General features: G+C 58.1%; 4 protein-coding genes. All 4 read right to left on the bottom strand.

Annotation, left to right across the window (positions count from 1 at the left end; genetic code table 11):
• Positions 1 to 148 precede the first annotated feature (148 nt).
• The 4 genes from GM672_RS19685 to mads1 are packed head-to-tail and all read right to left on the bottom strand — an operon-like array spanning position 149 to position 9,838.
• The gene (locus GM672_RS19685) at positions 149 to 3,535 is read right to left on the bottom strand and encodes a DEAD/DEAH box helicase family protein (RefSeq protein WP_155472235.1); all 3,387 of its coding nucleotides are present in this window, start codon (positions 3,533 to 3,535) and stop codon (positions 149 to 151) included.
• Complete coding sequence (locus GM672_RS19680) at positions 3,535 to 6,684, bottom strand: site-specific DNA-methyltransferase (RefSeq protein ID WP_155472234.1); 3,150 nt, start codon at positions 6,682 to 6,684, stop codon at positions 3,535 to 3,537. Before GM672_RS19680 ends, GM672_RS19685 begins: the two co-directional genes overlap by 1 nt.
• Positions 6,685 to 6,731: 47 nt before the next feature.
• Positions 6,732 to 9,647: an SNF2-related protein gene (locus GM672_RS19675; RefSeq protein ID WP_155472233.1), complete on the bottom strand. Its 2,916-nt coding sequence runs from the start codon at positions 9,645 to 9,647 to the stop codon at positions 6,732 to 6,734.
• Positions 9,644 to 9,838, bottom strand: coding sequence for a methylation-associated defense system helix-turn-helix domain-containing protein MAD1 (mads1, locus tag GM672_RS19670; RefSeq protein WP_443094176.1), 195 nt, complete (start codon positions 9,836 to 9,838; stop codon positions 9,644 to 9,646). Before mads1 ends, GM672_RS19675 begins: the two co-directional genes overlap by 4 nt.
• Positions 9,839 to 10,490 lie beyond the last annotated feature (652 nt).

The raw sequence follows: 10,490 nt of genomic DNA, 5'->3' as shown, positions 1-10,490 counted from the left end.
ACGGCGCCGCTCCTCCGACACCGTCACTACTTCGATGGTTTGGTTGTTCCTAGTCATATTCACAGTCGTATTCCTATCCGTAAGGATACCGCATCGACTGTGTCTGGTGGATCAGGGGGCTATCTCAAAACTACCAAAGTGCCTTCCGTTACGCCAAGACAGCAAACAACTTCTTCAAATAGGCGGCGCCGCCGTCTTCCATGAAAAGCACATGGCGACTTTCCAGATCGGCCTTCTTCGCAGGATCGCCTACGTTGAGCAGGTCGGCGAACTTAGTTGATGATAGCACGAAGGCATTCAAGACAAGCGGCGGCTCTCCCGCGTTAGCCTGTCCCGCCAGGGTCGTCTCCAGCGTCTTCACTTCCTTGTAGAGGCCCAGCTTGGGGTGCGAGAGATCGAGATTACGCAGCCCTTTGGGGTCGACGAAGGTCAACCATTGCTTGCCGCTGGCGTCGTCCACCAGCCACAGCAGGAAGTCCGGGTAGAAGTTGCCTGCTAGCGCGAAGCCCAGGCCCTTGTCCTCCCGATCCGCATTGCGCAGCAAGTAGAGGCTCCGCTGGCCGATGGCCTTCTTGCCTTCGCTTGAGTTGTAGAACGCTTCAAGGTCGCGTATGAACTCGACTTCACTCGGCGCGTCGAAGGCCAGCGGGCGCAGTTTTAGCGGTACGGCCTCTTTGTCCTCCAACGCCAGCAGTGGGTAATACAGGTGGCGGTTGAAGCTTATGGCTACCATGTGCGGCGCGTTCCACTGGCTCGCCTCGCCGATCTTGCCGTCCGCCACCAGCTTCTTCAGCACTTCCAGCTTGGCCTGATATTCCAGACCGTCGTCCGTGTTCTCGATCTCGAACTGGTACAGCTTGAGCATCGAGCCATGGTCTTCATCTATTTGGATGATGTCGTAGAACTGGCCCTCGTAGCCGGTCTTCAGCGCCTTATAGAAGCGGTCAGTGTAGTCGGTCAGCAGCCGGATCAGAACGTCCTCTTGTTTGTGGACGTCGGCGAACGTGGTCACGTTCAGCTCCATCGCTGGTATGAATAGCGTGTACCAGTCCGCCGCGCCGGCGCAGAAGTCGATCAGCTTCTGTCTATCCAGCCGTAGATTGCTCCAGCTGCGCTGCAGCTTGTAGTCCTGCAAAGCGAGGTAGACGCGATCCCAGTCGAATACCGGGTACAGGTTCGCGTTCAGCTTGCTCTTGTTGCGTACCTCCGTCGTGGCTGTTACGCCCTTGTCCTTGCTGGACAGCGCCTCTACACGCGGGTACAGGTCCAGCACTACATGCGGTGCCTTTATCTTTCCTTCGAACTCCGGGGGGATTTCGTAGAGCCACGGGAAGTGCGTGCGCTTGAAACCCTGTTTCTGGTTGTCTTTGTAACCGTCCTTCAGAGCCAACGTCTTCAGCTTACCCTTGGGAAGGTTGGCGTGCGTAGGGAAATCCAGTTCCAACACCTCGTCGCTGGGCGTGATGCCTTCCTCGCGCAGGTAGTCCTTGAACACGGCCATGTAACTGGCGCGCACGCCGAAGATGTTGAGCGCTTCCAGCTTGTCCAGGTGTGCTCCCTTCGGTCTGTCCTGCGGCAAGCTGCGCTTGAGCGAGAAGCCTTTGCCCTTTAGGCGAACACCGCGTCCGAACAACTGGATGATCTGAGAGCCTTCGCCTTGGCCCATGTTCAGCAGGCCCATGGTCGAGACGCGCCAACTGCTCCAGCCCTCGGTGAACTTGCGTGAGCCAATCAGAACATTGAGACGGCTGACCTTATTGTTCAGGGTGCCGAACAGTGCGCCGCCAAAGTCGTCGCGCTCGCTGTCGAAGGAATTTTCTTCCTCTGCCATCCCAAAGAAGCCCGCGTCGTCGCCGATATTGATGAGGCCGAAGGGTTCGGCATCACCAACGCGCAACGCCAGCTCGCCTTTGCTGCTCTTGATGTTGACCAGCTTAAGCCGTTGCTTGGCTGAGGCGTTGAACACCCGCAGCAGAATATCTGCATAGAGTTCATCCACCTTCCCGGAAAATCCCATCAGGGGCGTGAAGCGCCCGGTGAAGATGTTGTTGCCCTTAGCGTCCAGAATCTGCGCCCGGTCGGAAATTAGGTCGCCTAGCCACGTCTTGACCTGCGTGTCGTTGTTGAGGAATACCGCGAGGAAGTTCAGCACTTCCAAGATATCCGACTCCTCACCCAACACTGTGTTTCCTACGAACACCCACAGCGGCTTTTCGATGTTGAAGTCGGCCAGCTTGTCGTGGTGCGTGTTCCACAGCCAAAGCTGCTGGTAATAGGCGAGCAGGCATGCGGTGAAGTATTTAGTGGCGTTGTCAGCCTGTTCGTAGGCTTCGCCGTTCATGTTGAGGATCAGCGATTCCTTGCCGTAACCGTCCTCATAGAAGAACTTGTACGAGTAGTCGAACAGGATACACTTGGCGTAGATCTCGCGCGTGGCAGTGATGCGCGCGCGGCGCTTGTCATCCGCCGTCAGCACAAGCTGCGCCTTCTGCCCGTCGTCCAGGCTGCGAAGGCTGGTGGTGTTGAACAACATCTTGGCGCGCTTCTTCTGGATGTCCTCTTCCGCTGCCGGCACGGTCATGCCCTTGGCCACCGCCTGCCCGAAAGTGGCCGAATACTCGAAAGCGAAGCCGCCGCGCACCAGCGCGTCGCGTCGTGCCATCCACGCGCCCGCCGCGGTGCCCGTGCCCCGATGCCCTTCGTCCACCAGCACCAGATTGTTGCCCTCGAAGGCTTCAACGGCGACGGTCTTGTCGCCCATCTCGTCGCCCAGCTTATTGATGTCGATGATTTCGATGGTGCCGCGCGCCGGAGTCTGCGCCTTGTTGAAGAACTGTGAGAAGCCGAATCCCGACAGATGCAACTCCTCCAAATGCTGGCGCGACAGACCCTCGTTTGGCGTGAGCAGGATGATCTTACTGGGGTAGTGGTCAATGCGCCCAGCTTGAAAGTATTGAAGGTACTGGCGGATGTTGACGTGCAAAAGCAGGGTCTTGCCACTGCCCGTGGCGTTCCAGAAGGCGATCTTGTTCAGGTCATCCGCCTCGAAATCGCGAAACGGCTCGGCGCCCGCCTCGGTGCGGTAGCGCGCCATTTCCTCGTTCAGTCCGTCGAGCAGCTCTTGGCGGTGGTTGAAATACCAATCCAGATAAAGCTCCGTGAACAGCAGCGAGAGGTACTGGAAGTACTTCATCTGCAGTTCGTGGACTTCCAGTTTGTTGCGCTGGACGGTGATGGCCTGCCAGTGGGCGACCACGTTCAGATCGTAGCGGCGCAGGTCAGCTTCGGGAACACGGTTGGGATCGAACAAACCACGGATCAGCTCGTGGAAGAACTTGGTTTGTCCATCCTCGTCGATACCCTCGTGCCGGTCATCACCCAACCGTAACTTGAGTGCGCTTAAAGTTCCACCTTGGAAGAAGCCCAGGACCCAGCGGTTCAGCACAAGCTCCTGATGGAAGCTGCGCTTTTTCCCGCCGCTACGAGCGACCGCAGCGCCGCCAGCGGCGGCAGTGGTTTTGCGTGGCCGCGCCATCAGATGTCCTCCACCGAGAACATGCGCTCCAAAAACTCCGGCTCGATCTGGCGCAGCTTGAGCACGCGCGTCACGCCGCCTTCCTCTGCCGTTTGTGTGAGCACGGTCGGGATGTTGTGGTCACCGTTAATGTAAACCACGTCGAACTCGTTGTCCGCCGGATTGATGGCGAGCTTGTCGCACAGCTTGCTGATTCCATCGTAGTCCAGCACGTCGCAGTCACGCCAGAGCACAAGACAGCTCTCGCCGCTAGGCAGCGTCCCGTTGACGGTGGTGAAGCCGCGCTGCAGCTGGGCATCAATGTGCTTGACGCGAAGGCCGACCAGGTAGTTGAAGGTTTCCACGAGATCGATCTTGCGCGGCTCGAATGCGCCCGCTGAATCCACGGCTACGTTCAGGGTGTAGTCGAAGGGCTTCTTGAAGTCTGCCACCGACAGTAGCGAGTCACGACTTTCCACGTCGAGCATGTAACGCAGCAGGAAATCGTCCTTGGCTGTTTCCGGAAGCGCGTTCAGCAGGTCGCCCTGCGCGGCAGTGCGACGCAGTTGCAGGTTGTTCAGGGCGTCTTCATAGCTTTCGAGCTTGAGGACTTTGAAGCAGTGGGAGATCCCCGTTTCTGCGGCGGTCGGCCTACCATCCTTCCAGTCGGCGGAATAGATGACCTTCTGGATGCGTGGCTTGACGATCGTATCGAAATAGCTTCCTTGCTCAACAAGAATAAATCGATGAGTCCCTTTTGTTTCTCGTCCAATCCGAAGTACGGCTTCCCCAGTGGTGCCTGAGCCGGCAAAGAAATCCAGCGTGATGCTTTCAGGCTCTGCCGCACCACATGCGCGAATTGCATCTTCGACCAGTTTTTTTGCTTTTGGGAAATCGAACAGTTTTTCTCCAAAGTACTCCTTCTGCTCCGGCGCCCCATAATTCGCAGAGGCGTACTCACCCTTGTCCCACCAAGTCACGGGCGCTGCTTCGTCGTCCATTCTGGTCTTGAAGTCAATACTGATTTCGCCTTCTGCATTACGGCGAACGCGATGTTCTGCATACTCTCCACTGACCCGAATATGGCCACGCTGCCAGTTTTTCTCGACAGGGGTTCCATCTACCTCTCGGATTGGATAGACGAGCGATTCGTCCGCATCGGGCTGTTCCAGCAAGTCATACGCCTGCCTTTCCTCATTCCACTCCATTTTCAAGATTCTTAGCTTATTCGAAGCGCTCACTGCAATCGGGTAATAGAGCCTTGGTCGATCTGTTCGTAAATCGTTGCTTCCAGCTCGAATGAAATTCATCCATGCGTATCTCCCTTGCTCATCCTCTAATGGATATCGAGCAGCTTTGCTTGCGCTGTATCCAATGGTGTACGGCAAAGACTTCTCACTTTTCCCATAAAAGAAGGCGTATTCATGAACAGGGGAAAACTTACCCTTTGTCTTCCGGCTTTGAGGGTTTGATTTGACTACAGCAACACCAACTTGCTTCTCGAACGTCGAGTTAAGCACTTGGACTAGCGGAGACGCCTCCTGGTCATCAATGGCAACGCTAATCAGCGAATCTTCCTGCATGAGACGCTTTGCCAGATCAAGCCTTGTCTGGATCAAAGAGAGCCAGGAGGAGTCTTTGTATCCGTTCTTGTAAATAATCGCTGAAGCGTCCGTGTTATACGGAGGATCAATGTAAATGCAAGTCACACGTTCGCGGTACTTCGTCTGTAACAACGATAGACCCTGAAAATTATCGCCATTGATGAGCAGACCGTTCACACTTGCATCAATGTCCTCGATGCTTGCCACCAGCTTATGCACGACCTCACCATCAAACAGACTCGTATCCACCATCCGATACGGCGCAGCCTTCAAATCCTCCGCCGTCCCCGGCTTGTCGCCATCCCATACGCCCAATTGCTTCCACTGCGCCCACTGCCGTCCGTTCGCCGCAACCTCAGGGCGCAATTCCTCCGGCACCCGATCCAGCGTGATGCAGTAATGGCTGGACACCACGAACTTTTTCTTCAGCCACAGCTTCTTCTGGAAGTCCTCCAATTGCGCGAGGAAGGCGATCAGTTCTAGCGCAATGGCACGCAGGCACTGAATCATTCGCAATGATTTCTCGATGTCTGCAATCGCACCCGCGTTCTGCACATCGTCCAGGTGCATGACTTCGTTCTTGATGTAGAAGTCCAGCTCGCGCCGCAGGAAGCCACCAAGGTCCTTGTGGATAAAGTAGTCCGCCGTGTTCTTGGTGGTGTAGTCGGTCAGGGACTTTCCCAGCAAGGTGCGCTGCGGGTTTTTCTCGGTTGGCATGCGGTTGCCCAAGGCCAGCCAGCGTGCTTTAACGGCAACATCGGCCAGCACGGCTTCCACTGCCTTCGTGACCAGCGCCTCCTGCTTCGTGCCCTTTGGCTGGGTGGCGTAGTCGAAGCGGACGATCAGCTCCTTTCCGTTCGCGCCGTCCACTTCTTCCACCGGCAGGATCTCTTCCTCGTACTCGTCGCCCTGATCGTCAATGCGGATGACGATCCTTTTCTCGACCAGTGCGAAGCGACGCTCTTTGTCGTTGTCCTTGCGGTTGTCCTTCGCGGTGTCGGCGGCCACTAGCCGGAAATGCACGGTGCGTCCGTCATCGAGCTTGAAGCTGTAATTGCTGAAATTCTCGCCGCTCTTAGTGTAGTACTGATCCTTGTTGGCCCAGTGCAGCATCACCTCCTCACCCGCGTAGGGGATTGCATAGGTGTCGCCCTTGTAACGGCGCTGACTGATGAAGTCGCCCTGCTCGTAGTAGCGCGAGAAGAAGGCCAACAGGTGCGAGAACACGGCGTTCTCGTGCTCGCTCCTACCTGTGGTGGCGGCCTTCAGCCGGGCGCGTAGATCCTTGACCTTGGGCAGATCATCGGGATTCGCGCCCAGTGCCTGCGCCTGCTTGATTGCTTCGTCCAGATCGGCCTGCAATTGCATGGCGCTGGCGGCGCTGCCCGCCGAGAGCGCGGCCTGTACCTTGTCGGCCAGCCGGTTCTCCAGATAGTCGTTGATCTCGCCCGCGCGGGCGTTGAGAATGCGGTAAATGCCGAAGTCGAGTTCGGGGCGGTCAATCTGAAAAATCTCGCGCAGCTTGGCTATAAGTTCTTGAAACTTGGGGTTGTGTTTATTGGTCATGTGGTGCCTGGATCTCGGGGGGGTCTGGTTCGTGGTGAATGGGTCTTTCAGGCGACCTGCCAGCGGATGCTGAACAAAGTTTCGCTGGATGTCTTTTCTTGCAGCCGCTGCTGGAGCGAGGCGATGAGTTCGTCGCGCTTGGCGATGATCTCGTCCTCGACGGTGAAGATCTCCTGCCGCAGACGGCGCTGTTTGCGTTCCAGTTCCGAAAGCTCGCGCTGGATGCCTTCTTGCTCTTGCAAAGTGGCGGCCTTGCGCGCGTCGCGTTTCAGCTGTGCAATGCGGGCCTTGGTGTTCTTCAGGGCGTCCTCAGCGGCCAGCAGTTTGTCGTCGGCCCAGCGTTCCAGCTTTTCGCGTTCCTCATTGAACAAGCGCTGGTTGGCCTCCAGCACCTGCGCGATGGTGGCGGCGACCGCGCGCTGGCTGTTTGCCGCTAAGGCATGCGGCACGGCGGAGTGCAGCGCGACTGGCTCCCCGGCTGACGGGATGCTCATCAACTTCTCGCAGGTTTCCTGATCCAGCGGTTCGCCGTCGTCGGTGAGGCCGGAAAACAGCAACGCCTCGGATGTCTCGAAGGCGGTGACTTCCAGCCGTGCTAGCGTGAGCCAACCTGATTTGCCGCGCAGCTTCTCAACCACAGAGATGCGCGCGCCGTGCTTGACATAGTCGAGCTTCACCGTAGCAGCAGGGGTGGGCGCGACGAGGCTGGCGTCGATGCTCCACTCGCCCAGTGGGTGGCTCAGACGGTAGGCGTGAGCCAGCATGTCCGGCTGGGCAGCGCCACGAATGAGCTGATAACGGCCTGGCGCGATGCGGTCTGGCGGCGTGCTTAAGGAGAAGGCGTAGGACTGTTCGTCGAAACGGGCGCGCTCGCTCAAGGCGTAACGAGTGACACCCCAGAACCAGCGGCCCAGTTTGTCGAGGCGGGCTTCGGCTTCGTCTAGGCGCAGTTTGAGGCGGTCGTGGACGTCCTCGTCGAAGTTTTCCAGCAACTGGAACTGGGTGTCCTTGACCCGGTCGGCGATGACATCTTCCAGTTCCGTTTGCAACTTGTTGAAGGCGGCCTCAATCTGCTCCGGCTGGCGGCAGGTGTCGTAGATCTGGAGCACTCGCTTTTCGAAGTCGAGGCCCCCTTCGATGCGGCCCAGCACTTCGTCGCTAGCGCCGAACACGCCGGAGAACAGGCTGAATTTTTCGGTGAGCAGCTCCAACACGCGTTGGTCGGCCTGGTTGCGGGTGTTGAGAAAGTTGATGACCACCACGTCGTAGCGTTGGCCGTAACGGTGGCAGCGGCCAATGCGCTGCTCTACGCGTTGCGGGTTCCACGGCAAGTCGTAGTTGATGATGAGAGCGCAGAACTGGAGATTGACACCTTCGGCGGCGGCTTCGGTGGCGATCATGATTTCCGCGCCCGTGCCGTCGTCCCGGCGGAAGTGGTCGATCAGCGCGGTGCGCCTGTCCACCTGAGGCGAGCCGGTGATGCGATCCGTTCCCTTGAACTCCGCAAGCCAGCGTTGATAGATAGCGGTGGATTCGTCGTGGGTGTTGGCGCCGGAGAACAGCACCAGCTTTCCCGTGTAACCGTTCGCCGAGAGGAAGCGATGCAGGTATTCCTGCGTGCGCCTGGACTCCGTAAAGATAATGGCCTTGCGCGGCGCGCGCAGTTCGGCCATCTTGCCGAAGCCCAGCATGAGCGCCTTGAGCAGTGCCTGCGCCTTGGTGTCGGTTTGCAGTGCCTGCGCGGCGTCGATGAAGGCGCTGAGTTCCTCGATCTCGGCGGAGATGAAGATACTGGTGGCGTTGGGGTTGGGTTTGCCGTCTTCGGCTGACCTGGGCAGGAGGGGGCGAGAGGATTCTTCGTCCTCGCTGGCTTCCTCGTCCAGATAGTCGTGTTCCAGATCGTCCTCGGCGATCAGTTGCTCAACCAGCTCAGTGCCGTCGTCTTCCGTCGCGCCCGCCGCCAGCAGGTTTTGCAACCGTTCGCGGATGGTGATGAGCGTGGCGGCGACCGCGTGGGAGCTGGATGCCAGCAGCTTGCGCAGGATCAGCGACGTCAGATGGCGGTGCTGTTTGGGTAGTGCATAGGAGTCTTCCTTTTGCAGGAAGGCCGAGATGCGCTCGTAAAGCGCCTGCTCGTCGTCGGTGGGATTGAACGGTTGCGTCAGCGCCTTGCGCTCGGTGTACTTGATGTATTCCAGCACGTCGCGCCGCAAGGTGCGCTTGGTGAAGCTGCCGAGGCGCTCGCGCAGCTCGTCCATGCCGGTGGCACTGTTCATGAACTGCTTGCGGAAGGCGGTTTCGTCGCCGAACAAGTGCTCGTCGATCAATGTGGACAAGCCATAAAGCTCTATCAGCGAGTTCTGGAGCGGCGTGGCGGTAAGCAGTAGCTTCTTGCGGCCATGCAGGGCGCGCTTGAGCGCCTGCCCGGTGCGGTTGCTGGCGCGGTGCGCGTTGCGCAGCTTGTGTGCCTCGTCGATGACCACTACGTCCCACGGCACGGCGCGCAGCTCCGCTTCCAGCTTGGCGGCGAACTGGTAGGACATGATGATGACGGCCTTGCCGACCATCCCTTGCAAGGTGGAGAGAATGTCGCCAGCGGATTTCTTGCGTAGAGAGACGGCATCCACAACAGTGGTGGGCACGGCGAACTTGTCGTGAAGCTCTTGCGCCCACTGCTTGCGCAGGCTGGCGGGGCAGATCACCAACAAGCGGCGGCGGCGTTCTGCCCAGTACTGGCAAACCACCAGCGAGGCTTCGATGGTCTTGCCGAGGCCCACTTCGTCGGCCAGCAGCACGCCTTCCTGAAGCGGGTTGCGCAGCGCAAAAAGGGCCGCATCGATCTGGTGGGGGTTCAGATCTACGCTGGCATCGAACAGGGACTGCGACAGGCGATCAACGCCGTCGGCCGTGTGCCGTCGGGTCAGCTCGTGGGCGTAGTACTTGGCATGGTAGGCGGATATCAACCTGCGTCTCTCTCCGCGTCCTGAGATTGGGTCGCTATCCAATCGTCGATATCAGCTTTCCGGAACCGCCAGCTTCCGCCCACCTTGAAGGCCGGGATTTGCTTGGCGGCAGCTAGCCTGTAGATAGTCCGTTCAGTGACCTTCAGGTAGTCTGCCACATGCTTAATTGTGAGGATCTCGCCCTCGCTGATATCGTTTTGCACCGGAGGTGATGGTTATGTTAGGCAGAAGACGACAGAATAGTGCAAAATTTTCAAGGCGGCAATGCCCATTGATTAAGAGTTAGAACATCCAACAATTTGTGGCGAAGGGGCTGAACAATGGGCGCATGTATCCTGAAAGGAACGAAGTCTTGCCGTCTAGGTGCGCGCCGCCAATGCTGGCGTCGCTGTGATGAAGATAAGGGGGGGGGGCGTGTGCCAAGCTGCTGAAATGGTCAAGGTTCCCGTTAAGCCCGGACAGCTCTCCAAGTTGATGGTATCGGAAAGATGGGGAGAATTCTGGGGGAGAAAACAGGCTATTTTCTTCCCTTTACCGCCCACTGTTGCCATTTGTTGCCAGTTGCTATACTCTGTGGAATCAAGGAGTTGCAGCAACAGCGCACCTCCCTAAGGTTCAGCAGCATGGCCTCCGAAGCCAAGGGTCGCTGGTTCGATCCCAGCCAGCCGCACCACCCCTCCTGGTAGTCCTTGTTACATCCCTCTTGCTTCAACGCAGTATCCGTCGCCTTGCGGGCCTTTGCCGCCTGTGTTGTTGACGTAGCGCCATATTCATTTCCCCGCGATCTTTAGGATTTCCCGCAGAGCTGCGGATGGAAGTCTTGCCGTTGCTATTCCGAACCGA

The sequence above is a fragment of the Pseudoduganella buxea genome (genome assembly GCF_009720835.1).
GTDB lineage: Bacteria > Pseudomonadota > Gammaproteobacteria > Burkholderiales > Burkholderiaceae_D > Rugamonas > Rugamonas buxea.
This window is presented reverse-complemented; position numbering and strand designations above follow the sequence as displayed.

Excerpts from the sequence above, each read along its gene's own strand:
- GM672_RS19680 (WP_155472234.1), bottom strand. The coding sequence starts at position 6,684 with ATGACCAATAAACACAACCCCAAGTTTCAAGAACTTATAGCCAAGCTG.
- GM672_RS19685 (WP_155472235.1), bottom strand. The coding sequence starts at position 3,535 with ATGGCGCGGCCACGCAAAACCACTGCCGCCGCTGGCGGCGCTGCGGTC.